The organism is Lentzea sp. NBRC 102530, from assembly GCF_030269365.1.
Classification (GTDB): domain Bacteria; phylum Actinomycetota; class Actinomycetes; order Mycobacteriales; family Pseudonocardiaceae; genus Lentzea.
This window is the reverse complement of sequence record NZ_BSTF01000014.1, coordinates 172,238-196,388: the sequence shown is the minus strand read 5'-3', so window position 1 is coordinate 196,388 and position 24,151 is coordinate 172,238. Positions and strand designations below refer to the sequence as shown.

Sequence of the window (24,151 nt, the reverse complement as noted above, 5' to 3'; positions counted from 1 at the left end):
ATGGGCATCGAGCTTCCCGCCGAACTCACCGCCATCGCCGCCAAGGCGGGCGTCACGTGGCCGAAGGCCGACGAGGACGCCATGCGCTCCAGCGCCACGGCCTGGCGCGAGGCGGGCGACAAGATCAAGAGCCTGGGCACCACCTCCGACGGCGCCGCGAACCGCGCGCTGGGCGGCGTGACCGGTGCGACCGGTGACGCCGCCCGAGGCCGTTGGGCCAAGGTCGTGGCGCCGGACGGCGACTTCCAGCGCGCCGCCAAGGGCTGCCACGCCGCCGCCGACCGCCTCGACCACGCCGCCAAGCAGGTGGGCGCCGCGAAGGTCGAGATCGTCCGCGAGCTGGTCGCCCTGGCCAAGAACAACGACGCCGCCACGGCCTCGGCCAACGCCGGCAACCCGAACGCGCTGGCCGGCCTCGACACCCTGACCAAGGGCGCCGCCGCCAACGTCGCGAACCTCACCAGCCTGCTGACCTCGGCCATCCGCCTGGACAGCGGCATCGACATGTCCCAGGGCGTCCCGCCCGTCAACACCGCACCCGGCGCCCACGGTCCCGGCGGCGGTGGCGGCCTGTTGTCGCCCGTCACGAACATCGTCGGCGGCGTGGTGGCCCCGGTCGCGGGCGTGGTCGCCCCGATCGTGGAGCCCGTCGCCGGTGCCGTCGCGCCCGTGGTCGCTCCGGTCGCCGGTGCCGTCGCGCCCGTGGTGGCCCCGGTCGCCGCGGTGGTCGCTCCGGTGACCGAAGCGGTCGCGCCGGTCGTGGGCGCCGTGACCGCTCCGGTCGCCCCCGTCGTCGCTCCCGTCGTGGGCGCGGTGGGCGAGGCAGCCGCACCGATCGCGGACGCCGTGGCCCCCGTGACCGCTCCGGTCACCGCACCCGCCGCCGCCGTGGTGCACCCGGTGCTGGACGCGGTGCCCGGTGGCCGCGACGCCGTCGGCCCGGTCCTCGGCGACGACAACGGCCCTGGCAACGGCCACGGCAACGGTCCCGGCGGCAACGGTCCCGGCGACAACCAGGGCCGAGGCGACGGCAGGGGCCCCGGCCCGTTGCCCGGCCTCGTGCAGCACCCGGCCCCGCCGGTCGTCGCGCCGATCGCCCAGCCGGTGGTGGACGCGATCCCGAGCGTCCACGGCACCCTCGGCCCGGTGGCGGAAGGCACGACCCAGGCGTCCGCCGCCGTCCTCGACCCGCCGCTGATCCGCGGCGGTGAACTCCCGGCCCAGGCCGCCGCGGCCGCCCCCGCGGCAGCGGCTCCGGCCGCTCCGGCCGCTCAGGCGGGGCCTGCTGGTCCCGCGATGGGCAGCCCGATGGGCGGCGCCCCGGTCGCTGGTCCCGTGGGTGGCGCGGTCAGCGGCGTTCCGGCCGCGGCCGCGCAGGCCGCCGGTGCGGTCGTCGGTCAGCAGAACCAGCCGGCGGCCCAGCCGGCGCAGTCCCAGGCTGCCCAGCAGGGCCAGCAGGCCGCCAAGGCCACCGACGCCAAGGCCGCGACCGAGGCGAAGGCGGGCGAACTCCGCTCCGGCGAGCCCAAGGCGGGCGAACTCCGCTCCGGCGAAGCCAAGCCGGGTGCCTCGGCTGCCGCAGCCAAGTCCGGCGCCCCGCTGCTCCCCGGCACCCAGGCGACGACGGCCCAGTTCGGCGGCCAGTCCAGTACCCAGGCAGCCCAGCCCGGCCAGACCGCGGCCCAGGCCCAGACCTCGTCCGCCCCGGTGTCGGCGAAGGACGCCACCGCCAAGGACCTGGCGAAGGACAGCACCGCCGACGGCCTGCTCGACGGCGACGTCGCCACCGTCGACAACCAGGGCGAACGCCGGCTCAGCGACACCATCGCCACCCCGGCGGCCCCCGGCGCGGACGTCGACCTCGGCGCCCGGCCCGCCACCGCCGGCCCGCTGGCCACCACCGCGGACTTCGCCACCCACGGCGGTTCGCACGCACTCAGCGACCGCCTCGAGAACCGCGACGGCAACCAGGCCCTCGCGGACCCCGGTCTCGCGGGCGAGATCGCGCGTCACACCTACACGGCGGCGGCCGCGGGCAGCTGGTTCATGGCGATCTTCCTCAGCGCGGGCAGGGCTCCTCGCCTCGCCCCGAAGCCGGCCCGCCAGCTCCCACCGCCCCCGCAGTCCGCGCAGGAGCAGCCCGTCCCGAGGTTCGCGCCCGGCGACCACCCGCAGGCGATCGACACCTCCGAGTCGTCCCCGTCCACGCACCCCACCGAGGGTCTCGGCGTGGACCACCCGGTCGTCCAGGCGCTGCTCGAAGGCCACGACCCGCTCGCCGGCATGCACGAACGCGACTGGGAGAGCCTCTTCCAGCACGAGGACGGCAGCCCGCGCTGGCCGGCCGAACGCGAGGGCGGCTACGAGGACAGCCAGGCCGAGGTCGTCGAGGCGGGCACCGAGCTGGACAGGTTCGGCACGCCGGAGGGCCGCGTGCTGAGCGCGGCCGGCACCCCGTTCGCCCAGCGGTCGCTGCCCCCGCAGGCAGCCGCCGAGGGCTACCGGTGCTACCGGGTCGAGAAGGACCTGCCCGTGCACCGCACGATCAGCGCGCCCTGGTTCGGCCAGCCCGGCGGTGGCAGCCGGTACCGCACCACCTACCCCGTCGCGGACCTCGTGGCGCTCGGCTACCTCACGGAGATCACCGCATGAACGTCGAACAGCTGCCCGAGTGGCTGAAGAAGATCGGCGTGCCGGACGACGTCGTCAGCCTCGGCGAGGAGACGGACCAGCGCTGGTGCCTCCTCGCTGACGACAAGGGCTACGAGGTGTTCTGGCAGGAGCAGGGCAACCGCTACGACTGGGCCCGGTTCGACGACGAGAGCGTGGCGTGCCACTACCTCTTCGGCCGGCTGGCGTGGGCCCAGGTCGCGCGCGGAAGTCTCAGCGTGCCAACAGCTTGAGCGCGGCCTCGTGCAGGTGGCCGTTCGACGTCAGCACGCTGCCGGCGTCGTAGCGCTCCTCGCCGCCCAGCGAGGTGAAACGGCCACCCGCCTCGGTCACCAGCACCTGGAACGGGGCGATGTCCCACGGGTTCGCCACGCACTCGGGTGCGAGGTCGATCGCGCCCTCGGCGACCAGGCAGTGCTGGTAGAAGTCGCCGAACGCGCGGCTCTCCCAGGTCGCGTCCACCAACCTCAGCCACGCCTCGCGTGAGTGGTACGTCACCCACGACTTGATGTCGGTCGTCGACACGTACGCGTCTTCGAGCGCGCGCACCCCGGACACGGAGATCGCGCGTTCACCGGACGCGTCCGACGCGAACGCGCCCCCACCGGCCGCCGCCCACCAGCGACGACCCAGCGCGGGCGCGGACACCACGCCGACCACCGGCACGCCGTCGACGACCAGGGCGATCAGCGTGGCCCAGATCGGCACGCCGCGCAGGAAGTTCTTGGTGCCGTCGATCGGGTCGAGCACCCAGACGCGCGACGCGTCGAGCGTGCCGCCCCGCTCCTCGCCCATGACGACGTCCTCGGGACGTTCGGCGGCGAGCACGGCGCGGACCGCGTCCTCCACCGCGACATCGGCATCGGTGACGGGCGTGCGGTCCGGCTTGCGCTCCACGGCGAGGTCGTGGGCACGGAACCGGGTCGCGGTGATCGCGTCGGCGGCGTCGGCGAGGCGGAGGGCCAGTTCGAGATCAGCATCGTGGCGTGACACGCGGCGATCGTTCCACGAATACGCTGGGGCCCGTGAGCGTGGTGTTGCTGGCCGAGGACGACCCGGCCATCGCGGAACCGCTCTCCCGCGCCCTGACGCGGGAGGGCTATTCGGTGCAGGTCGTCGGAGACGGGCCGCAGGCCTTCGAGGCAGCGATCGCCGGGGGCATCGACCTCCTGGTGCTGGACCTCGGCCTGCCCGGCATGGACGGCCTCGAGGTGTGCCGGAGGCTGCGGCAGAGCGGCAGGAGCGTCCCGGTCCTGATGCTGACGGCCCGCGCCGACGAGGTCGACTTCGTGGTGGGCCTGGACGCCGGAGCCGACGACTACGTCGCCAAGCCGTTCCGCCTGGCCGAGCTGATGGCGCGCATCCGGGCCCTGCTCCGCCGCCGCGCCCCCGGCACGCTCGAGGTCAACGGCGTCCGCGTGGACCTGGCCGCCCGCCGCGTCACCGTCGACGGCGGGGAGATCCAGCTCGCCAACAAGGAGTTCGAACTCCTCAAGGTCCTCATCCAGCGCGCGGGCCAGGTCGTGAGCCGCGACGAGATCCTCTCCGAGGTCTGGAACGACCCGGACCTCAAGGGCAGCAAGACCCTCGACATGCACATGTCCTGGCTGCGCCGGAAGCTGGGCGACGGCACCCCGAACTCCGCCGAGAAGCGAATCGCGACCGTCCGCGGCCGCGGCTTCCGCTTCAACGCCGACTAGTGCGCCGCCGGATCCTGCGGGCGATCCTGCTCGCGGTCGCCGTGACGGGCATCGTCCTGGGCCTGCCCCTCGGCTACTCGGCGCTGACCCTCGTCGAGGACACCGCCCAGGGCACCCTCAACCAACAGGCCCAGCAGATCGCCACGGCCCTCGACGACCAGCTGGCCAGGCAGGAGCCCCTCAGCATCGAGGGCGTCCGGGTGGCCATCCCGGCCGACGGCCGGCTGACCGTCACCTCCGGAGGCACGACCAAGGTCAGCGGCCCCTCACCGGGTGACGACCCCCTGGCCGTGGAACTCTCCATCGCCCAGCAGGGCACCGTCCGCCTGGAGATCCCGTCAGGCCCGATGCACACCCAACAGGCCCAGGTGGCGGGCCTGGTCCTGCTGCTCCTCGCCATCTCCGTGGGCACCGGCACCATCGTCGCCCTGGTCACGGCGCAAACGCTTGCCCGCCCCCTCGGCCACGTGGCGGCCCGCGCCTCCCGCCTGGGCGCGGGCGACTTCAGGGCAGACGGCCAGCGCTACAACATCCAGGAACTGGACGCGGTCTCCGAGGCCCTCGACACCTCGGCCACGGCCCTGGCCCGCCTCGTCCAACGAGAACGAGAACTGGTCGGCGACGTCTCCCACCAACTCCGCAGCCGCCTGACGGCCCTGCAACTACGCCTCGAAGCCCTGGCCGAACACCCGGAACCGGACACGGCCGCCGAAGCCAGGGCAGCCCTGGAACAGGCCGAACGCCTGGCCGCGGTCCTGGACGAACTCCTGGCCGCGGCCCGGGCAGCCCGAGCGGTGGGCGCCGAACCCCTGGAACTCCGCCCGGCCCTCACCCTGATCGCCGACGAATGGCGCGAACAGGTCCGCAGCCAGGGCCGAGCCCTCCGAGTCCGAGTCCCGGACGGCCTCCTGGCCAGGGCAACCCCGGCTCGCCTGCGAGAAGCGATCGGCGTCCTCCTCGACAACGCCCTGCGCCACGGCGAAGGCTCCGTGGTCGTCTCGGCGCGCAGCGAAGAGGGCACCGTCGTCGTGGAAGTCAGCGACGGAGGAGCCGGAGTCCCCGACGAACTGGCGGCGCACATCTTCGAACGAGGAGTCTCGGGCGGCGGCTCGACGGGCGTGGGCCTGGCCCTGGCCAGAGCCCTGGTGGACGCGGACGGAGGCCGCCTGGAACTCTCGACGGCCCGCCCGGCCACCTTCGCGGTGTTCCTGCCCAAGCCGAAGGCGCAGGACGTGGTCGGCATCTCCTGGAAAACCCCAGGCACCCCGCGCTAGCACCAACAGCAACGCACGCGACCGCAGTCGCGAACGCAACCCGACCACCGTCTTGGTGCGAGATCAGGAATGCCCCAGCGCTTCCTCATCGGAATCCGAACGCCCACCCCGGACGTTCTCCTCGGGGAACACCCAGTTCTTGTACCCGTACCACCGGAACGCCATGGCGATCAGCGTCCCGATGATCTGAGCGCTCAAGAAGTCGGAAACCTCCTCAGCGAACCGCGAGACATGCGGCTCCTGGAGGTGGAACAAATACCGGGAAACCCACAAAGGCGCCGAGTTGAGAACGATCCCGATCCCGTTGACCAAGAAGAACAACAGGGCTTCGTGATGCCGCTCCCGCCCACCTCGCGTCCGGAACGACCACTCCCGGTTCAGGATGTACGACACGATCGTCGCCACCAGCGTCGCGATGATCTTCGCCGTCACGGGGTTGTTGGGCAGCACGAGCGTCTTGATCCCGAAGAACAGGACCGTGTCGATCACGAAGCAGGTGCCCCCGACCAGGGCGAACTTGACTAGCTCACGATGCTTCAGCGCGATCGACCGGATCGGCTCCGGGAACCGCGAGATCACTGTTTCGCCTAGGGACACGAGGCGAGTCTACGGAGATCGGGTGAACGTGCCGGTCAGGTCGCGCACCAGCGTCGGGGAACACCCAGCGGCGCATCGCCCAGAACTTGAAGCCGGTGGCGAGCAGCATGCCGATGATCGAGCCCGACACGAAGTCCGCGACCTCTTCGGTCAGCACCGAGACGAACGGGGCCTGCAGGCCGAACAGGTGCCGCGACAGCCACAGCGGCAGGATGTTGATGCCCACACCGAGGCCGCTGACCAGGAAGAACAGGGCTGCCTCGTGGTGGCGTTCGCGGCCGCCGCGGGTGTGGAAGGACCACTCGCGCGACAGGATGTACGAGGCGATGATCGCCACCAGGACGCCGATGACCTTCGCCGTCACGACCTTGTCGGTCAGCACGGTGAGCTTGAGCGCGTACCAGACGCCGTTGTCGATCAGGAACGTCGTGCCGCCGACCAGCGCGAACCTGATCAACTCGCGGTGCTTGTGCAGCAAGAACTGGAGTGGTTCGGGCAGCCGGCTCATGGCCCGGCGAACGACTGGCAGCACCGCGCCAGCTTACGGATCAAGGTAACGGTACCTGCCTCCGGGTGTTACCTACCGCCACCCAGAGGCGTCCCACCTGCACGTTCAGTGACGAACGAAGATCAACATTTGATCAACTCCGCAACGGGTCCGCCCTCCGCGGTGCCGATCAGCTCCGCGGGGGTTCGCAGTCCGGCCAGCCGATGATGCCGCCGATCAGCCCCGGCAACAGCCCGTGCGACGGTTCGCACGGCTCCTCCGAACGAGGCGGAGTGGTCGTCGGCGGCACCGAAGGCGGCAACGTCGGCGTCGGCAAGGTCGGCAACGTCGGAACCGTCGGCACGGTCGGCGACGGCACGGTCGGCGTCTCCACCGGCTTCGTCGGCTCGGTCGAACCCGGTTTCGTGGGCTCGGTCGACCCGGGCCTGGTCGGCTCGGTCGGACGCGTCGGCTTCGTCGTCTCGGTGGTCGGCGCCGGAGTGGTGGTCGTCGTCGGCGGGTTCGGCGGTTCCTCGCCCGGCGGGTTGCCCGGCCACCCCTTCACCGGCACGGTCACGGTCTTCGTGGCGTTGCCGAGCGTCGCGGTGACGGTGATGTCGCCGCCCTTGCGCCCGAACGCCCAGAACGACATCCGGAACCGCTCGCCGCGCGGCAGGTCCGCGACGCAGCGGATCGCGTTCTCGCCGGCCTGCCGGCACTGCCGGTACGGCGCGAACACCACGAGGTTCTTGGTGGACGTCACGTCGATCTTCAACGTCCCGGCGCGCGGCCCCCTGTTGAGCACCGACACGTCGGTACGGGGGTGGTACCAGAACACGTCGTCCCAGGTCTTCACCGCCAGGTCGATGTCGTCGTTCACCGGCGGCACGTTGACCGCGACGCTGATGTCGACCGTGATCGCCGTGCCCGCGCTGATCACACCGGTGATCGTGCCCGGCACGGCCGTGTCGGTCGCCCGCAGCCGGAACTGGAACGTCGCCTGCCCGCCCGCTGCGATCCCGGACGGCGTGACGCACGTGATCGTGCCGGTCCCGGCGGGGCACTCGACGGTCTGGTCGGCCGACCCGTCCGGCTGCACCAGCCGGGCACCGGCGAACCCGGCGGGCCCGCCGGTCGACACGACCCCCGGAGGCAGGTTCAGCACCATGCTCGCGGGCGGTGCCGCCGTGCCACCGGTGTTGCGGATGGTGATCGGGAAGTCCTTGGGCTCCTCGCCCGGCGTCAGCGTGTACCCGCTCGGCACGGTCGGCGTGAGCGACGGCGGCGCCGGTGCGGGCGGCTCGGGCGCGGGAGGTTCGGGAGCGGGCGGCGGCGCGGGAGGTGCCACCGACGGCGGTTCCGGAGTGGTCGTCGGCGCCGGCGGCTGGGTCGTCGGAGCGGGTGCGGGCGGCACCGGCGGAACGGGCGGACGCGGCGTCTGGACCTGGGTCTGCGCGGGCGGCGGCTGGATCGCCTCCACGACCGGTGCCGGCTGTTCCCCGCCGGCCGCGGCCAGCGCGATCACCACGGCGGCGGCCACCGCGGCGGCCGAGCCACCGACCGTCACGAGCTGGCGGGGGATCGCGGCACCGACGGCACCGGCACCACCGGCGGCCGCACCGGCCCCGACGACGGCGGTGGTCGTCCCGGCCGTGACCAGGTACGCGGTGGCTCCGATGCCGAGCACCAGCGGCGCGACGAAGATCCGCAGCGCGCCGTTGACGTCCGCGAGTTCGGCAGCCAGCGCCCGGCATCGGCCGCACTCGTCGAGGTGCGCCTCGACCTGCGTCGCCTCGCGCTTGGACAGGCCACCGCGGGTCCACGCGCCGAGCCGGTCGACGGTCGCCTTGCAGCGCTCGGTGGCCGTCTCGGCCAGGTGCATCTGGAGGTACTGCTGCTTGAGGCCCTCACGGGCGCGGTAGGCGAGCGCGGACACGCCGTTGGCCGTCAGCCCGAGCAACGGGGCGACCTCGGCGGGCGACTGCCCCTCGATCTCGGTGTGCCACAGCACCATCTGCCAGCGTTCGGGCAGGGCGGCGAACGCGCGTGCGGCCATCGACTTCTCGAGCCCGGCCACGGCGGTGTCGCTGAACGCGACGGGCGGCGCGACGTCGGTCATGTCCTCGGTGAGGTCGACCTTCTTGTCGCGGCGGGTCTTGTCGTAAGCGGTGTGGCGCAACGCCGTGAGCAGGTACGCGCGGAACGCGGCGTCCGGCCCGCGGCCGGCGCGAAGGGTGTCCAGGACCTTGGCGAACGCCTCGGAGACGAGGTCGTCGGCCTCGGCCTGCGACCGCGCGAGCTGGCGGGCGAGGTTGTAGGCCGCCGAGACGTGGCGTTCGTACAACTGGCCGTAGGCGTCGATGGTCCCGCCGCGCACGGACTCGATGAGTTCCGCGTCGCTCGGTCCCTGGACGTCTGCAGGAACGATCGCCACAGTCTTTGTTTCCCTCCCACGCGGCGCCCAGTGTGACTTACGGCGGCTGGCGGAGTCATCTGAATCCCCCGCGCGGGTTGCGTCACGATCCGGCGACGGGTGCGTCTCCCACCTGGAATCGGACGAGCCGAAGGGAGACCGGGTGGGTGTCGCACAAGCGGAACGCCTGCTGAAGTCCAGGTGGCGCACCGCCACCATGGCCGCCGGCTGGGCGTTCCCCGCAGACTGGCCGCTCGCCGAGGTCGACGACGTGTGCGCGGCGATGCTCGACGACGCGGACCCCGGCGACGCGCTGGTCCGGCTGGGCCGGGCGCGGGCGGAGGCGGGCGCGGGGTTGAGCGAGACGCTCATGGACCTCGCCGCGCTGCACGCCGTGCTGACCGACGGGTCGCAGATCGTGTCGCCGAACGTCGACGCGCTCCCTTCGCGGATGCTGCGCATGACAGCGCTGGGATGGGCGGACGTGGTGACGAAGCAGGCCGGCGACTGCGCGGCCGAAGATCCTCTGACCGGGCTGGCGACTGCCGCCTACCTGCGGACACGACTGGGCGAGGTGTACCGGGAGACGCCTGTCGCGTCACTTGACTACGCGCTCGTGCTGCTCAGGCTCGACGTGCACCGCGCCACCGGCTGGTCCCGGGTCGTCGCGATGACGCTCGTGTCGGACGCGCTGCGCACCGTCTTCGACGGCGGCGAGACCCTGGCGACCCTCGGGCCGTGCGTCGCCGCGGTGCTGGTCCGCAGGGACGAGCTGCTCGCCAGACGCGTGTCCAACCTGCGGGTGCTGGCGGCCGACCGGCTCGCCGACGACCCGAACGTCCGGCCGGTCGGACCCGCCAAGGTCTGGATCGAACGCCTGCCGGACACGCACGCCGAGGCGCGTGCCCTCCTCACCTCGCTCGGGCGCTGACCCCCCTGTCCCGCGTCCGGCGGCCCTCCCCGTGTCCCCACCGGGGTCGCTTCCCAACACACTCAGAAGTGTTCTATTGTCCTAGTTCACTAGAACAATCTGGGGAGCGTGCGTGGTCGAGTTCCACGTTGACCGCGGCAGTGGCTTTCCCGCGTACCTGCAGCTCGGTCAGCAGGTGAGGGAGGCTCTGAGGCTCGGCTGGCTGCAGCCGGGTGATCGGCTGCCGACGGTGCGCGACGTCGTCGCCACGAGCGGCGTGAACGCGAACACCGTGCTCAAGGCCTACCGCGAGCTGGAGCTCGCCGGCCTCGTCGAAGCCCGCCAGGGCTCCGGCACCTTCGTCAAGGCCACCTTGGGGTCCGCCGCCCCCGAGGACCTGGACCCGTTGCGCGAGGGACTCGCCAAGTGGGTCGCGGAGGCACGCTCCGCCGGGTTGGAGGACGAGGACATCTACGCGCTGCTGCGCGAAGTGCTGAGTGGGGGAGCGCAATGAGCGTGGTTGCGGCCGGAGTCTCGAAGTGGGCCGTGCGGAACGTCTCCTTCGAACTGCCGCCGGGCAGCGTCACGGCGATGGTCGGGGCCAACGGCTCCGGCAAGTCGACGCTGCTCAACGTGCTGGCCGGGCACCTCCCGGCCGAATCGGGGCACACGGCCGTCGCGGGCCGCGTGGCGTACGTGCCCCAGCACAAGCCGATGTACAGGTCGTTCAAGGTCGCGGACGTCCTGAACTTCGGCCGTCGCATGAACGACGTCTGGGACGAGCAGCGGGCCGACCGGTGGCTCACCAGGTTCAAGGTCCCGCGCAAGCTCCAGATCGGCGACCTCTCCGGCGGTCAGCGCACGCACGTGACGCTGGCGCTCGCGCTGGGTCGCGCCCGGACGTGCTGCTGCTCGACGAACCGCTGGCCGAACTGGATCCCCTCGCCCGCCAACGGGTCATGCGCGAGCTGCTGACCGAGGTGAGCGACCGGGGCCTGACCCTGGTCTTCTCCACGCACGTCGTCGCGGAGATCGGCGGTGTCGCCGACCGGTTGCTCCTGCTGTCCAACGGCCGGCTGCTGGTCGACGGCGACACGGACGAACTGCTGGAACAGCACGTCCTCTACACCGGTCCGCACGCCTCGAAATCACCCGTGGAAGGACCTGTGGTGCTCGCGAAGCACGGCAAGTCGCAGTCGTCGTTCCTGGTCCGCTCCGGCGGTCAGCGGATCGACGAACCCTGGACCGCCCGGTACGTGACGCTGGAGGAGCTCGTCGTGGCCCACCTGGAGCGTGCGGCATGAGCCTCGGCACGACCATCTGGCTGACCTGGCGCCAGCACCGCTGGCAGATCGTCAGCGTCGCGGCCGTCGCGCTGCTCGCCTCCTACTCGCTGATCTTCACCGAGACGGGCTCGGCGGCGATCGACTCGATGCCGATCACCGGCTTCTACGGGCTCATGGTGCAGCTCGGCTTCGGCGGGATCATCGGCATGTTCTGGGGCGCCCCGCTGCTCGCCCGCGAACTCGAGGAACGCACCTACTTCGTGGCCTGGGGCCAGGACGTCACGCCCGTGGAGTGGTTGCGCGGCAAGGTGGCCGTCCTCGCCGTGCTCGCCGTGCTGCTGGGCGCGCTGATCGGCGCGGGCGACGGGTACGTCGGTTCGCGCCGGGTGTGGTCCGGCTTCGAGGCCAACCCGTTCGTGCAGGGCGGGTACGCGCTCCTGGGACTGTCGATGGGCGTGCTCATCGGCCTGCTGACCAGGCACGTCCTGACGGCGATCGCGGGCACGCTGGTGTTCTTCGCGCTCGTGCGGTTCCTGCTCGCCGGGGTGCTGCGCGACTACTACCTGCCGCCCGAACGCATCATCGTGCGCTGGGAGAACACCCCGGTCGTGCCGCAACACGGGCTGACGCTGGGCAGCGGGTTCGTCGGCGACGACCTCGAACCGGTGTCGGTGCCGGACAACTGCCGGCTGATCAACGAGAACACCTGCATGCGCAACACGAAGGCCGCCATCGGCACGTACGTCGACTACCAGCCGATCGACCGGATGACGTACTTCCAGGTCTTCGAGGTCTTGCTGTGCCTGCTGCTGGCCGCCGGGTTCCTCTTCCTGTCGCTGTGGCTGCTGCGCCGGGGTGGCGGGTGGAGGCCGACGCGGGCGCACCGGAAGGTGGGCGGCGCCGCGGCGGCCGGACCGGTGTCGATCGTGGCCGTCAGCGGTGCGGCGGTGGTGGTCGACGGGGCGTCGGGCGGGGCTGCCGAGCCCGAGGCGGGGGCGGTGGCGGTGCTCGTCGCCGATCCGGACGCTGAGATCGAGTGGGTGCCAGAGCCCGAATCCGAGAGCGCCGAGGTCCCCGAAGAGGAACCCGAGGTCTCGGCGGCTCCCGAAGTTCCCGAGGCGGATCAGAGCGCGCCGGCCACCGACGCCGACAAGGCGGACGGGTAGCGCGGCCGGAAGCCGAGCTCCCGCTGGGCGTGCTCGGTCGAGACGATCCCGTTCCACGGGTCGAAGTCCTGCTGAACGGCCTCACCTGGGGGTAGGCCGTTCAGCAGGTGCAGTTCCAGCGCGGTGACGGGGCTGTCGTCCGCGACGTTGAAGATCCCCTCGGCCCCGGCACCGAGCACCTTTCCGACCGCCTGAGCGACGTCCACGTGATGCACCACGTGCAGGCGTTGGTGCGCGGGCCAGGTCGACGCCCACCGCAGCGACTCCTCCAGATGCGGATCGCTCTCGCCGTAGACGAACGCCAGCCGCAGCACCGCCGCCGCCCGCGTGTCGAGAACCGCCTTCTCTCCCAACGCTTTGGTGCGCGGGTAGTCGCCGAACGCCGGGTCCGGCCCGGTCGGGTCGGTCTCGACGGCCGGTCGCCCCAAGCCGTTGGGGTACACCAGGTTCGTGCTGATGTGGACGAACTGCGGCACCTTCACGCTGAGCTCGGCGAGCGTGCGCGTGCCGTGCACGTTCACGGCCTCGAAGTCGGTGCTCGTGCGCAGCGCGGCGGCAACGTGCACCACGGCGTCCACGCCGTCGACGAACTCCTCCACCGCCGCGGTGTCGGCGAGCCTGGCGGTCAGCGTGCGCACGTCGTGGCCCTGGTCCCGGAGCCGGGGGAGGAGCCTGCCGCCGACCCGTCCGGTCGACCCCGTCATCGCGATCTTCATGTGCTCCAGCGTCTTTCCGCACCGAGCGACCAGCCAGGGACAGTCGATCCCTGGCTACCTTGGAGGGCATGCAAGAGCTGGCGGGCTTTCTGCGCAGCCGTCGTGAACGGCTGGCGCCCGTGCGTGGTGGACGGAGGCGCACGCCCGGACGTCGCCGCGAGGAGGTGGCAGAGGCCGCGGGCATGTCCGTCGACTACTACTCGCGACTCGAACAGGCGCGTGGGCCGCATCCGTCCGTGCCGGTGCTCAACGGGCTCGCACGCGCGTTGGAACTCGACGCCGACGAGCGCGCGCACCTGTTCCGCCTGGCAGGAGAAGCCGTGCCCGAGGAACCCGCGACGACGTCCATCCGGCCCGGGGTCCGGCTGCTGCTCGACCGGCTGCGCGACGACCTCGCCGTGGTGATCTCCGACCTCGGCGACGTGCTGGCCGCGACGCCGCGGGCCGAGGTGGTGTTCGGGGACGTCGTCGGGCGCAACCTGCTCAGGTCGTTCTTCCTCGGCGACCAGAGCTGGGTGCCGGAGGAGGATCGCGAGGCCATCGCGCGTGCGCACGTCGCGGACCTGAGGGCGACCCTTGCGCGCAGGCCCGCCGCACGGCCGTTGGTCGACGAGTTGATGGCGAGCCCGACGTTCGCGCGGTTGTGGGCGGGGCACGACGTGGCGGTGCGCCGGTCGGCCCGCAAGCGGCTGCGGCACCCGGTCGCGGGCCTGCTGGAGTTCGACTGCGAGGTGCTCGGCGCGCCCGAGCACGACCAGCGGCTCGTGATCCACGTCGCACCGGAGGGCAGCGTCACCGCGGCGCGGCTGGCTCTGCTGGTGAGCGCGGGCGAAGCCGCAGGTAGGATGCCTGAACCGTGGACTCTCGTACCCGTCTCCCCGTCGTCGGAATGATCGGCGGCGGGCAGCTCGCCCGCATGACGCACCAGGCCGCGATCCCGCTCGGGCAGTCGCTTCGCGTGCTCGCAGTCTCCGAGAACGACCCCGCCGCGCTCGTCGCGCGGGACGTGGTCCTCGGCACGCACACCGACCTCGACGCGTTGCGCGCGTTCGCGAAGGGCTGCGAGGTCGTCACGTTCGACCACGAGCACGTGCCGCAGGACCACCTGCGCACGCTCGTCGCCGAGGGCGTCAAGGTGCACCCCGGTCCGGACGCTCTGCAATTTGCGCAGGACAAGTTGAAGATGCGCGTCCGGCTCGCCGAGCTGGGCCTGCCCGTGCCGCCGTTCGCGGAGGTGCACGAGGTCCGCGACGTCACGAAGTTCGGTGCGGAGCACGGCTGGCCGTGCGTGCTGAAGTCGATCCGCGGCGGTTACGACGGCCGTGGCGTGTGGATGCTGAACACCCCGCAGAGCGCCGAGCGGGTCGTGCCGGAGCTGCTCGAGGCCGGGACGCCGTTGATGGTCGAGCAGTGCGTGCCGATGCGCCGCGAGCTGGCCGCCGTCGTGGCGCGCTCGCCGTTCGGGCAGGGCGCCGCGTGGCCGGTCGTCGAGACCGTGCAGTCCGACGGCATCTGCGTCGAGGTGCTCGCGCCCGCCCCCGCGCTGGACGGCGCCGCGGCCCAGGAACTCGCGCTGAAGGTCGCCGACGCGCTGGGCGTCGTGGGCGTGCTGGCCGTCGAGCTGTTCGAGACCGCGGACGGCGTGGTCGTGAACGAGCTCGCGATGCGCCCGCACAACTCGGGCCACTGGTCGATCGAGGGCGCGCGCACGTCCCAGTTCGAACAGCACCTGCGCGCGGTCCTGGACTACCCGCTGGGCCGCACGGACCTGATGGCACCGGCCGTCGTCATGGCGAACGTCCTCGGGGCTGCGGAACCGCCCGCGATGGGCCCGGACGAGCGCGTGCACCACCTGTTCGCGCGGTTCCCGGACGCGCACGTGCACCTGTACGGCAAGGAGGAACGGCCGGGCCGCAAGGTCGGCCACGTGACGTTCCTCGGCAACGACATGACCGAGGTGCGCGAGCGCGCCCGCCTCGCCGCGGACTGGTTGTCCACGGGCGTGTGGTCAGACGGATTCGACATTCACGGGAGTGCAGAGTGACGCAGGTTGGCGTGATCATGGGCAGTGACTCGGACTGGCCGGTGATGAAGGCCGCGGCCGAGGCCCTCGCCGAGTTCGGCGTGTCCTACGAGGTCAGTGTCGTCTCCGCGCACCGCACCGTGCAGCGCATGATCGACTACGCGAACTCCGCCGCCTCCCGTGGCCTGAGCGCCATCATCGCCGGCGCCGGCGGCGCGGCTCACCTGCCCGGCATGGTCGCCTCCGCCACCGTGCTCCCGGTGATCGGTGTCCCCGTCCCGCTGAAGTACCTCGACGGCATGGACTCGCTGCTCTCGATCGTGCAGATGCCCGCAGGCATCCCGGTCGCGACGATGGCCATCGGCGGCGCGCGGAACGCGGGACTGATGGCCGTCCGCATCCTCGCCGCCTCCGACCCGGCCCTGCAGGAGCGAGTCGCCCGCTTCCAGGCAGAACTCGAGCAGCTCGTACTAGACAAGGACGCGGCTCTGCAGAAGTCCCTCTGAGTGCTCAACGGCACAGCAGCGCTCGACGTGAACGGGCGCTAACATCGTGCCGAGGACTCGCTACTGGGAGGTAACAAGGTGAACCCGAGCTTCGGCACCTATCAGCTCGCCGAGGAGCACGAGGCGCTGCGTGAGGCCGTCCGCTCGCTCGCCGAGAAGGAGATCAAGCCGCACGCGGCTGAGGTCGACGAGAACGAGCGCTTCCCGGTAGAGGCCCACAACGCCCTGGTCAAGGCCGGCTTCGCGGCCGTCCACGTGCCCGAGTCGTACGACGGCCAGGGCGCGGACTCCGTGGCCACCTGCATCGTGATCGAGGAGGTGGCCCGCGTCTGCGCGTCCTCCTCCCTGATCCCGGCCGTGAACAAGCTCGGCACGATGCCGATCCTGCTCTCGGCCTCCGAAGAGCTGAAGCAGCTCGTCATGCCGTCCATCGCCTCGGGCGAGGCCATGGCTTCCTACGCCCTGTCCGAGCGCGAGGCCGGTTCCGACACGGCCTCGATGCGCACCCGCGCCGTCCTGGACGGCTCGGACTGGGTGCTCAACGGCACCAAGTGCTGGATCACCAACGCCGGCGAGTCCACCTGGTACACCGTCATGGCCGTGACGGACCCCAACGCCGCCAAGAAGTCCGCGGGCATCTCGGCGTTCGTCGTGCACAAGGACGACCCGGGCTTCTCCGTCGGCCCCAAGGAGCGCAAGCTCGGCATCAAGGGCTCGCCGACCCGCGAGATCTACTTCGAGAACTGCACCATCCCCGCGAACCGCATCATCGGCGAGCCGGGCACGGGCCTGAAGACGGCCCTGAAGACCCTGGACCACACCCGCCCCACCATCGGTGCCCAGGCCGTCGGCATCGCGCAGGGCGCGCTGGAAGCCGCGGTCGCGTACGTCAAGGACCGCAAGCAGTTCGGCAAGTCCATTTCGGACTTCCAGGGCGTCCAGTTCATGCTGGCCGACATGGCGATGAAGATCGAGGCGGCCCGCCACATGGTCTACGTCGCCGCGGCCAAGGCCGAACGCGGCGAGCCGAACATCGGCTTCATCACCGCCGCCGCCAAGTGCTTCGCCTCCGACGTGGCCATGGAGGTCACGACCGACGCCGTGCAGCTGTTCGGCGGCGCCGGCTACACCCGTGACTTCCCGGTCGAGCGCATGATGCGCGACGCGAAGATCACGCAGATCTACGAGGGCACGAACCAGATCCAGCGCGTCGTGATGTCGCGCGCGGTCCTCAACGGCTGACGTGCTCGCCTGAACGGCCTGGAACCCTCCAGGCCGTTCAGCACGCGTCCACCGAACCGGCGAGCATCGCGCCCGGTGGCGGCCACCGCACACCGGTCCCCGCGACCAGCACGCAGTCCCGCAGCCCTCACCTCGTGGCCGGGGCGTACACCGCGACGGTCGCGGCGAGCGGCCCGAGCTTCGCCGCGATCAACGGTTCCACGTCGGCCCACGCGAGGCCGCCGAGCCCGCACCCCAACGCCGGCACCGCCACCGACCGCAGCTCCAACTCCTCGACCACGCGGGCCAGATCGTCCAGCCCGGCGGCCACGTCGGAGAGCTTCGACCACGAACGGAAGTGCTTCTTCGTCGGGAAGCTGAGGAAGCAGCGGTCCAACGAGACCACGTGCACGCGTCCCAACCGCACCTCACCCGAAGCGCAAGCCGCGGCGTAGGCCGAGAAGTACGCGGGGAAGCGTTGCTTGAACTGCAGCGCCAGCCCCTTGCCCATCACGCCGACACAGTTCACCGCGTTGACCAAAGCGTCCACGTCGGCGTCCAACAGATCACCGGAACCCTGCACGATCACAAGCCGCATCATGCAGGGCGCCACCGACAAAAACGTCAGGCCGGCACGCACGTGCCGATCGCCTCGCCCACCGCGCCCTTCGCCCCCAGCACGCACGGCGACGAAGCGGTCAACGACTTGTCGGCGAGCTGCTGCGCGAACGCGATGGCCACGTTCATCATCCGCGTCGGACTGCCGCTGTCCACGGCCGCCTTCACGGCAGCGGACCGTGCTTCCTCGGTCGTGCACGACAGGTCTGTGCCGAAGCCGGTGACGCGGGGCAGCCACAGTGCCTGAGTGCCGGAACCGCACGGCACCACGTCCCAGCGGGTGGCCGAGGCGAAAGCCGAAGGAGCGGACAGCACGGCGAAGCCGAGCACGAGGGCCAGTGCCACGAGGAAACGTCCCATGAAGCCGAACGTAACCACACCCAACACCCACTACCGGGGGAACCGTTGGCGCGAAAGGTGATTACGCAGCGGCACAGGACACAAAGGACTAGAGCGAGGCGAGGACCTCGCCCAGGCGCTCGTACGAACGACCGGCACCGTCCGACATGCCGGTGGCGAGAACGGCGTCGCGAGCCTCCTGCGACACCAGGGTCATGGTGGACGTCATGACGGTCTGGCCGCCCTCCTCGACGAACGTGACGGTGGTGATGGCCGGCGGGTTGTCCTCGAAGATCTCGGTGTTCACGATCTTCGAGAACGGCGTGACCTCGGTGTACTCGCCGTGCATCTCGAAGCCGGCGGAGCCGTCCGGCAAGGCCCAGCCGTAGCGCCACTTGCCGCCCACGCGCAGGTCGACCTCGCAGATCGGCATCTCCCAGCCGTCGGGGCCGAGCAGCCAGCGGCGCAGCAGCTCCGGCGTGGTGAAAGCCTTCCACACCAACGAAGCCGGTGCGTCAAACGTGCGCGACATCGCGATCTCGGTGTCGGACGGGAGGGTGACGGTCGTGCCGAACTTGACGGTGCTCATTCCTCGTTCTCCTTCATCTCGGTCAAGAGCTCGTCCAGGCGTGCGTAGCTCGCATCCCAGAAGCGGCGGTAGTTCTCTGCCCACACGGAAACCTCCCGCAGGGGTGTCGCGTCGAGTTGGCAGGGACGCCACTGGGCCTCCCTGCCGCGGGTGATCAGGCCTGCCTTCTCCAGCACGCGCAGGTGTTTGGAGATCGCCGGGCCGCTGATGTCGAACGGCTCGGAGAGCTCCTTCACCGTTGCCGGGCCCTCGGTCAGCCGCGCGAGGATCGCGCGGCGGGTCGGGTCCGCCAGCGCGGCGAAGGTGGCGCTCAGCTGGTCCATCTCGTACCTAACCACTTGGTTATCTAACCTCTGGGTTAAGTAGACCCACGCGCCGCCGGGCTGTCAACCCCCAGGTTCAAGATCAACTGCAGGATAACGCTTTCCGATGCGGCACATAAAAAGCGAAAATGGGCCGGGTGGACCGCCTTCCATGAAGCATGGAATGGTAGCGGGGCTGAACAGAGCAATCTGCAAATTGCCGCTGGACAGCAGGTCAGGGGCCTCGCTACGTTCGCAAAGCCGCAAGTGAACCTCGTTTAGTGAGGTATTTCGAATGAGAGCGAAAAGAACTGTTTCTTTAGTGTTCGGATTTGTGCTGGCAGCTTCCGTGCTCGTGCCGACCGCGCAGGCGGCACCGAACGGCAGTTCCAGCAGCCTGGCCAGAACCTCCGACAACAAGATCCAGACGGCCGCCGCGGCCGAGCAGTACTGGACCGAGGAGCGCATGGCCACCGCGATCCCGGCGCAGGCACCCGCCACGGTGAAGGCCGCTACCCCACACCAGCCCTCGGGTCGTGCGGGCAGCATCGAGGGCGTCGCACCCTCGGTGAAGGTCGCGAACCAGCAGGCGCAAGGCATCGGGACGATGCTCAACGAGTCGCAGACGGTCGGGAAGGTGTTCTTCACCAACCCGCAGAACGGCCTGAACTACGTCTGCTCCGGCGCGACCGTCAGCAGTGGCAAGAGGAAGCTCGTCCAGACGGCGGGCCACTGCGTGCACGGCGGTGCCGGCGGTACCTGGATGTCCAACTGGGTGTTCGTGCCCCGCTACCGCAACGGCGCGCGGCCGTTCGGCACGTGGAGCGCGTACACGTTGACCACGCGCACGGCGTGGATCAACTCCAGCAGCCTCGACGAGGACATGGGCATCGTCGTCATGAACACCCTCGGCGGTCAGTCGATCGCGAACGTCGTGGGTGGCAACGGGTTGCGCTGGAACTGGGGCTACTCGGTGTTCGTCACGATCCTCGGCTACCCCGCGGGTGCGCCGTTCACCGGTGAGCTGCAGTACTTCTGCCAGGGCACGACCTGGAACGGCCACGGCCAGCAGGTGCGGGCCTGGTGCAACATGACCGGCGGCTCGTCCGGCGGTCCGTGGTTGCAGGAGTACAACGACCAGAACGGGCTGGGCTACATCAACAGCGTGGTCAGCCACCGGCACGCCGACCCGAACCAGATGGACGGGCCGTACTTCGACAACGACATCAAGAGCCTCTACGACTTCGCGGAGTCGCTTTCCCCCTGATGTCGAATTCTCGTTGGCCGGGCGCGGAAATCCCGCTCCCGGCCTTCGGGCAACCGAAACGCGGTGGAGTTGCGTCCTACCCGCATGAGCCACCGAATCGTCCTCGCCGTCCTGCTCCTCGCCGCGACGGCGGCCTGCACCGCCACGCCGAGCGACACCCAGTACAAGAGCGCGAACCTGCGCGGGAAGGTCTACGTCTCGACCTCGGTGCAGGAGCAGGGCAAACCGCGCACCCTGGTCGAGGGCACGAACGTCGAGCTCAGATTCACCGAGGACGACCGGCTCATAGCCGGCGCGGGCTGCAACCAGATGCAGGGCGCCGTGATCCTGGACGGCGGCAAGGTGTCCGTCGGCGAACTCGGCATGACCGCGATGGGCTGTCCCCAGCCCGAACTGCACGAGCAGGAGACGTGGTTGGCGAAGCTGCTCGAGGCGAAGCCGGAGTGGAGGCTCGACGGCACGAACCTCGTGCTCACCGGCGCGAACGCGGAGATCGTGCTGGCAGCCGAGCAGCCCGCCACCCTGGACGGCACCTGGACCGTCGACGGCATCGTCGCGATGGACTCCATCTCGTCGGTGCCCGCGGGCGCGAAGGTGACCATCACCTTCAAGGACGGCACGGTGGCCGTCGACAGCGGCTGCAACCGCAACGGGAACGCGGTGCCCTACGAGCTGTCCGGCCAGACGATCAAGGCGACGCTCGGTCCGCAGACCCTGAAGTCCTGCGGTGCGGTGGACGAGGTGGAAACCGCCGTGAACAAGGCGTTCGAGTCCGGCGCGGTCACCTACAAGATCAACCGCTCCACGCTGGTCCTCGACAACGCGTTGGGCGCCGGTGTCACGCTCAAGAAGTAGGAGGCAGGACATGGCATTCCGAGTAGCGGCAGTCGCACTGGTCCTGCTGGCCGCCGGGTGTGGCAGCGAGAACGCCATGAGTGGGCAGACCCTGCCGCCCAAGGTGTACACCTCCACGTCGAGCACGCGCGCCTTGGTCGAGGGCACGAAGATCGAGCTGAGGTTCACCGACGACGGCAGGCTCAACGCCAACGCGGGCTGCAACCAGATGCAGGGCCCGGTGAGCACGAACGGCGGCAAGCTCGCCGTCACCGACCTCACCACCACCGACATGGCCTGCCCCGCCGAGGGGCTGGGCGAACAGGACCGGTGGCTGTCGGAGCTGCTGACCGGGAAACCGTCCTGGAAGCTCGACGGCGCGAACCTGGTGATCACCGGGAACGACGCGGAAGTCGTTCTGGCGGAACGGAAACCGGCGACCCTGGAAGGGGAGTGGGCCGTCGAAGGGCTCATCTCCACCGACGCGGTGTCGTCCCTGCCGGTGGGTGTCACGGCCAAGATCCGGTTCGAGGAGGGCTACGTCCACGTGACCGGCGGCTGCAACGGCGGCTCCAGCAAGAGCAGCAGCGCCAAACCGTACGAAGTGGACGGTCAGACGATCAAGGGCGTCGGGCTGATCATGTCGGTCAAGCGGTGCGGCGACGCCGAGATGGAGGTCGACGGCGCGATCCTCGCCACGCTCAAGCCGGACGGGTTCACCTATCAGATCGAGGGCGACACCCTCACGCTCAAGAACGCCCAGGGCGTGGGCCTCCAGCTGCGCAAGTGACCTGCGAACCTAAGGACTCGCTGTGGGAATCCTGTCGAAATCATGAGGTCGTTCAAATCTGCACTACTTTTGGTTCGAGGTTGAACGACCTACAGCTGAACGACAGGATCGGGGAGCAAGCATCATGGTCAAGGACGTCGCCGCACTCATCGGCCGCATCGCCGTCGGCATCGTGTTCGTCGCGCACGGCTGGCAGAAGTTCACCGAGTGGGGCATGGCCGGCACCGCCGGGTCTTTCGACAAGATGGGTGTGCCGCTGCCGACGCTGTCCGCCTGGTTCGCCGCGTCCGTCGAGCTCGCCGGCGGCCTCGCGCTGATCGCGGGCGTGGCGCTGCCGGTCGTCGGCATCCTGCTCGCCGTCGACATGCTCGGCGCGTGGCTGCTCGTGCACCTGCCGAACGGCCTGACCGGCGAGGGCGGCGCGGAGCTCGTGATCGTGCTCGGCGCGGCCGCCCTGGCGCTCGGCTTCAACGGTGGCGCCTACGCGCTCGACCGCGTGCTGTTCAAGAACAACAAGGTGCTCAACCCAGCGGCTGCGTGATCTCCTGGGTGACCTTCTCGCTGTCCCGGCGCGCGGCCAGCCGGCCCGCGTCGGGACTGCTCACCTGAACGAGTGAGCCACCGGCCGCGAGCACGGCCAGGAACCCTTCCAGCACACCGGAAGGCGAGTCCCACTCCAGAGTGGACAGCACGCGTGGCTCGGGGCCGAGCTTCGCGCCCAGCTCGCGGGACAGCGCGACCACCTCGTCCACAGTGGACGAACCCAGGGCGGGCGTGGAGCCGGGAACCGGTTCCCACGGCAGGAAGTCGTCGCCGTGCACGCGCACGTCGTCGTTGTAGTCGACCGGCGCGCCCGAACCCAGGCCCAGCGGGTGCAACGAGGCCACGGCCACGACGTCCGCGTCCGCCGTGCCACCGGGCGGCACGACCGCCACCTTCGCCGGGACACCGGCCCCGACCACGTGCGCACCGCACCACCAGGCGCCGAGCAGCACGCCGACGGTCTGCCAGTGCGCGGGCAGCAGCACGGCCACCGCGTCACCCGGCTCGACGTCGTGTTCGTCGCGCAGCCAGTTCGCCGTCTTCGCGGCCCAGTTCTTCACCGTCGCCCTGGACAGCTCGATCCGGGTGTCCGCCGCGTCGTCGTAGTGCGTGATCAGCGGACGACCGGGGTCGGCCTTGAGCAACGGCGTGAAGAGGACCTCGGTGACGCTCACGCGGTGACTCCTAGTCGACGCAGGGCACATCCTGGCGGGCCGCGACGGCGTGGGCGCCGTCCAGCGAGAGCAGCTTTTCAGGGCCGAACCGCGACGGTGCGGCCGGGGTGGACGACGCGGTGGTCGACGACGGCGCCGGCTTCGAGGTCTCGCCGATCAGCTGCGCCACCCACGCCTTCACGGCCTCGCGATCCACCGTCACGATGCTCTGCCCGCGCTCGTTGCGGGCGTCGATGCTCGTCACCGGGATCGTGGCGAACTCCACGTTGCCCGACGCGAGCCCCTGGGCCTGCGCCGCCAGCGTCGCCAGGTCGAGCTTCTGGTCCACCACCACGGACTTCGACACGGCGTCGAGCAGGCCGCTCATCTTGCCCGGGTCGGTGAACGTGCCCGCGGACAGCAGCTGCTTCATCGCCTGCGACATGAACACCTGCTGCCGCGTGATGCGACCGAGGTCACCGCCGGGCATGTTCCGCTGCCGCACGAACGACAACGCGTCGCCGCCCGAGATCAGCTGCGGCCCCGCCCGGAAGTTCGCGCCGGAGTTCGGGTCCGACGTGCCCGCCTTCAGGCACACCTGCACGCCGCCGATGACCTCGGTCAGCAGGTAGAAGCCGTAGAGGTTGATCTCCGCGTAGTGGTCGACGCGCATGCCCGTCAGGTCCTGCACGGCCTGGACCAGTGCCTTGCGGCCCGCCTCGTCCGACTTCCGCTCGCGCTCGGCCTGGTCGCTCACGCCCTCGGCCTGCAACCGTTCCGCGGTCAGGTACTTCACCGCGCCGTACGCTGAGTTGATCTTGTCCTCGCGGTAGCCGGCGATCGGCACGTACGTGTCGCGCGGGATCGAGATCGCGCTCGCCTTGCCGCCGTTGCGGGGGACGCGCATCACGATGATCGTGTCCGTGTTCACCGTGTCGGTGCCCTCGGTGCGCAACTTGCGCAACACGTCCGCTGGAAGCGGACGACCCTGTGCGTCCGTCCGGCTGTCGCTGCCCACCAGCAGGATGTCGATCGCGCCGTCGTCCGCGGGCGGTGAGTTCGGGATGTCCTCCAGCACCTGGAGGATCTGCGTGGTGTTGGTGTTCTCCTTCACCAGCCGCAGCGCCGTCCAGAAGTAGCCCGAGAACGCCAACGTCGTCACGGCCACCAGCGCGACGACCGTACGGCCCAGCACCCGTGCGGTCTTCTTCGCGCGTGCGGCAGTGCTCAAGGTCGGGCCCCCTGTT

General features: G+C 70.5%; 28 protein-coding genes. 17 read left to right on the top strand and 11 right to left on the bottom strand.

The genetic code is table 11. The annotated features are described in order from the left end of the window. Both QSK25_RS32825 and QSK25_RS32820 read left to right on the top strand, forming a co-directional pair. A complete protein-coding gene (locus QSK25_RS32825) occupies window positions 1-2,652 on the top strand; it encodes a TNT domain-containing protein (protein WP_285644054.1) in 2,652 nt (883 codons plus the stop codon). Then, on the top strand, window positions 2,649-2,903 hold the full coding sequence (locus QSK25_RS32820; RefSeq protein ID WP_285644053.1) for a hypothetical protein: 255 nt from the start codon (window positions 2,649-2,651) through the stop codon (window positions 2,901-2,903). The genes QSK25_RS32825 and QSK25_RS32820 overlap by 4 nt, the downstream gene beginning before the upstream one ends. Here the strand turns inward: QSK25_RS32820 and hisN are convergent. After that, window positions 2,884-3,663: a histidinol-phosphatase gene (gene hisN, locus QSK25_RS32815; protein ID WP_285644051.1), complete on the bottom strand. Its 780-nt coding sequence runs from the start codon at window positions 3,661-3,663 to the stop codon at window positions 2,884-2,886. The genes QSK25_RS32820 and hisN overlap by 20 nt on opposite strands. A gap of 32 nt (window positions 3,664-3,695) precedes the next feature. Between hisN and QSK25_RS32810 the strand changes: the two genes are divergently transcribed. Then, on the top strand, window positions 3,696-4,370 hold the full coding sequence (locus tag QSK25_RS32810; RefSeq protein ID WP_285644049.1) for a response regulator transcription factor: 675 nt from the start codon (window positions 3,696-3,698) through the stop codon (window positions 4,368-4,370). Beyond that, window positions 4,370-5,644 (top strand): ATP-binding protein, encoded by a 1,275-nt coding sequence (locus QSK25_RS32805; RefSeq protein WP_285644048.1) that lies wholly within the window; start codon window positions 4,370-4,372, stop codon window positions 5,642-5,644. Before QSK25_RS32810 ends, QSK25_RS32805 begins: the two co-directional genes overlap by 1 nt. Before the next feature lie 63 nt (window positions 5,645-5,707). Here QSK25_RS32805 and QSK25_RS32800 read toward each other — a convergent pair whose 3' ends face one another. The 3 genes from QSK25_RS32800 to QSK25_RS32790 all read right to left on the bottom strand — a co-directional run bounded on the left by QSK25_RS32800 (window position 5,708) and on the right by QSK25_RS32790 (window position 9,162). Then, a complete protein-coding gene (locus QSK25_RS32800) occupies window positions 5,708-6,241 on the bottom strand; it encodes a GtrA family protein (RefSeq protein WP_285644046.1) in 534 nt (177 codons plus the stop codon). Continuing rightward, window positions 6,171-6,770 (bottom strand): GtrA family protein, encoded by a 600-nt coding sequence (locus QSK25_RS32795; RefSeq protein WP_502881916.1) that lies wholly within the window; start codon window positions 6,768-6,770, stop codon window positions 6,171-6,173. The genes QSK25_RS32800 and QSK25_RS32795 overlap by 71 nt, the downstream gene beginning before the upstream one ends. Window positions 6,771-6,918: 148 nt before the next feature. Then, window positions 6,919-9,162, bottom strand: a complete 2,244-nt coding sequence (locus tag QSK25_RS32790) for a sigma-70 family RNA polymerase sigma factor (protein WP_285644045.1) — start codon at window positions 9,160-9,162, stop codon at window positions 6,919-6,921. A 142-nt stretch (window positions 9,163-9,304) separates the two neighbouring features. Here QSK25_RS32790 and QSK25_RS32785 point away from each other — a divergent pair, with 142 nt between their 5' ends. From QSK25_RS32785 to QSK25_RS32765, 5 genes are all read left to right on the top strand, one after another. Next, window positions 9,305-10,072 (top strand): GGDEF domain-containing protein, encoded by a 768-nt coding sequence (locus tag QSK25_RS32785; RefSeq protein ID WP_285644044.1) that lies wholly within the window; start codon window positions 9,305-9,307, stop codon window positions 10,070-10,072. Between the two features lie 112 nt (window positions 10,073-10,184). Continuing rightward, on the top strand, window positions 10,185-10,565 hold the full coding sequence (locus QSK25_RS32780) for a GntR family transcriptional regulator (protein ID WP_285644042.1): 381 nt from the start codon (window positions 10,185-10,187) through the stop codon (window positions 10,563-10,565). Beyond that, window positions 10,562-11,026: an ATP-binding cassette domain-containing protein gene (locus QSK25_RS32775; protein WP_285644040.1), complete on the top strand. Its 465-nt coding sequence runs from the start codon at window positions 10,562-10,564 to the stop codon at window positions 11,024-11,026. The genes QSK25_RS32780 and QSK25_RS32775 overlap by 4 nt, the downstream gene beginning before the upstream one ends. After that, the gene (locus QSK25_RS32770) at window positions 11,011-11,355 is read left to right on the top strand and encodes a hypothetical protein (protein ID WP_285644038.1); all 345 of its coding nucleotides are present in this window, start codon (window positions 11,011-11,013) and stop codon (window positions 11,353-11,355) included. Before QSK25_RS32775 ends, QSK25_RS32770 begins: the two co-directional genes overlap by 16 nt. Then, complete coding sequence (locus tag QSK25_RS32765) at window positions 11,352-12,503, top strand: ABC-2 membrane transporter-related protein (protein WP_285644037.1); 1,152 nt, start codon at window positions 11,352-11,354, stop codon at window positions 12,501-12,503. Before QSK25_RS32770 ends, QSK25_RS32765 begins: the two co-directional genes overlap by 4 nt. On the opposite strand, the gene QSK25_RS32760 is transcribed toward QSK25_RS32765, so the two are convergent. Then, on the bottom strand, window positions 12,461-13,219 hold the full coding sequence (locus QSK25_RS32760) for an NAD-dependent epimerase/dehydratase family protein (protein WP_285644035.1): 759 nt from the start codon (window positions 13,217-13,219) through the stop codon (window positions 12,461-12,463). The two genes, QSK25_RS32765 and QSK25_RS32760, sit on opposite strands and share 43 nt — an antisense overlap. Window positions 13,220-13,287: 68 nt before the next feature. On the opposite strand from QSK25_RS32760, the gene QSK25_RS32755 reads away from it, so the two are divergent. From QSK25_RS32755 to QSK25_RS32740, 4 genes are all read left to right on the top strand, one after another. Beyond that, window positions 13,288-14,112, top strand: a complete 825-nt coding sequence (locus tag QSK25_RS32755) for a helix-turn-helix transcriptional regulator (RefSeq protein ID WP_285644034.1) — start codon at window positions 13,288-13,290, stop codon at window positions 14,110-14,112. After that, complete coding sequence (locus QSK25_RS32750) at window positions 14,076-15,263, top strand: 5-(carboxyamino)imidazole ribonucleotide synthase (protein WP_285644032.1); 1,188 nt, start codon at window positions 14,076-14,078, stop codon at window positions 15,261-15,263. Before QSK25_RS32755 ends, QSK25_RS32750 begins: the two co-directional genes overlap by 37 nt. Next, on the top strand, window positions 15,260-15,748 hold the full coding sequence (gene purE / locus QSK25_RS32745) for a 5-(carboxyamino)imidazole ribonucleotide mutase (protein ID WP_285644031.1): 489 nt from the start codon (window positions 15,260-15,262) through the stop codon (window positions 15,746-15,748). The genes QSK25_RS32750 and purE overlap by 4 nt, the downstream gene beginning before the upstream one ends. A gap of 78 nt (window positions 15,749-15,826) precedes the next feature. Further along, window positions 15,827-16,990 carry an acyl-CoA dehydrogenase gene (locus QSK25_RS32740; protein WP_285644030.1) on the top strand — a complete coding sequence of 388 codons (1,164 nt, stop codon included), beginning with the start codon at window positions 15,827-15,829 and terminating at the stop codon, window positions 16,988-16,990. Between the two features lie 127 nt (window positions 16,991-17,117). Here QSK25_RS32740 and QSK25_RS32735 read toward each other — a convergent pair whose 3' ends face one another. The 4 genes from QSK25_RS32735 to QSK25_RS32720 all read right to left on the bottom strand — a co-directional run bounded on the left by QSK25_RS32735 (window position 17,118) and on the right by QSK25_RS32720 (window position 18,838). After that, window positions 17,118-17,558, bottom strand: coding sequence for a macro domain-containing protein (locus tag QSK25_RS32735; protein ID WP_285644028.1), 441 nt, complete (start codon window positions 17,556-17,558; stop codon window positions 17,118-17,120). A 35-nt stretch (window positions 17,559-17,593) separates the two neighbouring features. Continuing rightward, window positions 17,594-17,947, bottom strand: coding sequence for a hypothetical protein (locus QSK25_RS32730; RefSeq protein ID WP_285644026.1), 354 nt, complete (start codon window positions 17,945-17,947; stop codon window positions 17,594-17,596). Between the two features lie 88 nt (window positions 17,948-18,035). Continuing rightward, complete coding sequence (locus tag QSK25_RS32725; protein ID WP_285644025.1) at window positions 18,036-18,515, bottom strand: SRPBCC family protein; 480 nt, start codon at window positions 18,513-18,515, stop codon at window positions 18,036-18,038. After that, entirely contained in the window at window positions 18,512-18,838 is a 327-nt protein-coding gene (locus QSK25_RS32720; protein ID WP_285644162.1) for an ArsR/SmtB family transcription factor, read from the bottom strand. The genes QSK25_RS32725 and QSK25_RS32720 overlap by 4 nt, the downstream gene beginning before the upstream one ends. Window positions 18,839-19,151: 313 nt before the next feature. Here QSK25_RS32720 and QSK25_RS32715 point away from each other — a divergent pair, with 313 nt between their 5' ends. The 4 genes from QSK25_RS32715 to QSK25_RS32700 all read left to right on the top strand — a co-directional run bounded on the left by QSK25_RS32715 (window position 19,152) and on the right by QSK25_RS32700 (window position 22,249). Continuing rightward, complete coding sequence (locus QSK25_RS32715) at window positions 19,152-20,084, top strand: trypsin-like serine peptidase (protein ID WP_285644023.1); 933 nt, start codon at window positions 19,152-19,154, stop codon at window positions 20,082-20,084. Between the two features lie 84 nt (window positions 20,085-20,168). Further along, window positions 20,169-20,939, top strand: coding sequence for an META domain-containing protein (locus QSK25_RS32710; RefSeq protein WP_285644021.1), 771 nt, complete (start codon window positions 20,169-20,171; stop codon window positions 20,937-20,939). A gap of 10 nt (window positions 20,940-20,949) precedes the next feature. Then, complete coding sequence (locus QSK25_RS32705) at window positions 20,950-21,708, top strand: META domain-containing protein (RefSeq protein ID WP_285644019.1); 759 nt, start codon at window positions 20,950-20,952, stop codon at window positions 21,706-21,708. A gap of 124 nt (window positions 21,709-21,832) precedes the next feature. After that, window positions 21,833-22,249, top strand: a complete 417-nt coding sequence (locus QSK25_RS32700; RefSeq protein ID WP_285644017.1) for a DoxX family protein — start codon at window positions 21,833-21,835, stop codon at window positions 22,247-22,249. Here QSK25_RS32700 and QSK25_RS32695 read toward each other — a convergent pair. Together QSK25_RS32695 and QSK25_RS32690 are read right to left on the bottom strand one after the other, a co-directional pair. Beyond that, window positions 22,230-22,925: a TIGR03089 family protein gene (locus QSK25_RS32695; protein WP_285644016.1), complete on the bottom strand. Its 696-nt coding sequence runs from the start codon at window positions 22,923-22,925 to the stop codon at window positions 22,230-22,232. The two genes, QSK25_RS32700 and QSK25_RS32695, sit on opposite strands and share 20 nt — an antisense overlap. Before the next feature lie 10 nt (window positions 22,926-22,935). Further along, entirely contained in the window at window positions 22,936-24,135 is a 1,200-nt protein-coding gene (locus QSK25_RS32690; RefSeq protein WP_285644015.1) for an LCP family protein, read from the bottom strand. Between the last annotated feature and the right edge of the window lie 16 nt (window positions 24,136-24,151).

What these genes read in the sequence shown, in the direction of transcription:
- QSK25_RS32825 (WP_285644054.1), top strand. Translation starts at nt 1, where the DNA reads ATGGGCATCGAGCTTCCCGCCGAACTCACCGCCATCGCCGCCAAGGCG.
- QSK25_RS32820 (WP_285644053.1), top strand. Translation starts at nt 2,649, where the DNA reads ATGAACGTCGAACAGCTGCCCGAGTGGCTGAAGAAGATCGGCGTGCCG.
- QSK25_RS32775 (WP_285644040.1), top strand. Translation starts at nt 10,562, where the DNA reads ATGAGCGTGGTTGCGGCCGGAGTCTCGAAGTGGGCCGTGCGGAACGTC.
- QSK25_RS32770 (WP_285644038.1), top strand. Translation starts at nt 11,011, where the DNA reads ATGCGCGAGCTGCTGACCGAGGTGAGCGACCGGGGCCTGACCCTGGTC.
- QSK25_RS32765 (WP_285644037.1), top strand. Translation starts at nt 11,352, where the DNA reads ATGAGCCTCGGCACGACCATCTGGCTGACCTGGCGCCAGCACCGCTGG.
- QSK25_RS32760 (WP_285644035.1), bottom strand. Translation starts at nt 13,219, where the DNA reads ATGAAGATCGCGATGACGGGGTCGACCGGACGGGTCGGCGGCAGGCTC.
- QSK25_RS32755 (WP_285644034.1), top strand. Translation starts at nt 13,288, where the DNA reads ATGCAAGAGCTGGCGGGCTTTCTGCGCAGCCGTCGTGAACGGCTGGCG.
- QSK25_RS32730 (WP_285644026.1), bottom strand. Translation starts at nt 17,947, where the DNA reads ATGGGACGTTTCCTCGTGGCACTGGCCCTCGTGCTCGGCTTCGCCGTG.
- QSK25_RS32725 (WP_285644025.1), bottom strand. Translation starts at nt 18,515, where the DNA reads ATGAGCACCGTCAAGTTCGGCACGACCGTCACCCTCCCGTCCGACACC.
- QSK25_RS32720 (WP_285644162.1), bottom strand. Translation starts at nt 18,838, where the DNA reads ATGGACCAGCTGAGCGCCACCTTCGCCGCGCTGGCGGACCCGACCCGC.
- QSK25_RS32710 (WP_285644021.1), top strand. Translation starts at nt 20,169, where the DNA reads ATGAGCCACCGAATCGTCCTCGCCGTCCTGCTCCTCGCCGCGACGGCG.
- QSK25_RS32705 (WP_285644019.1), top strand. Translation starts at nt 20,950, where the DNA reads ATGGCATTCCGAGTAGCGGCAGTCGCACTGGTCCTGCTGGCCGCCGGG.
- QSK25_RS32700 (WP_285644017.1), top strand. Translation starts at nt 21,833, where the DNA reads ATGGTCAAGGACGTCGCCGCACTCATCGGCCGCATCGCCGTCGGCATC.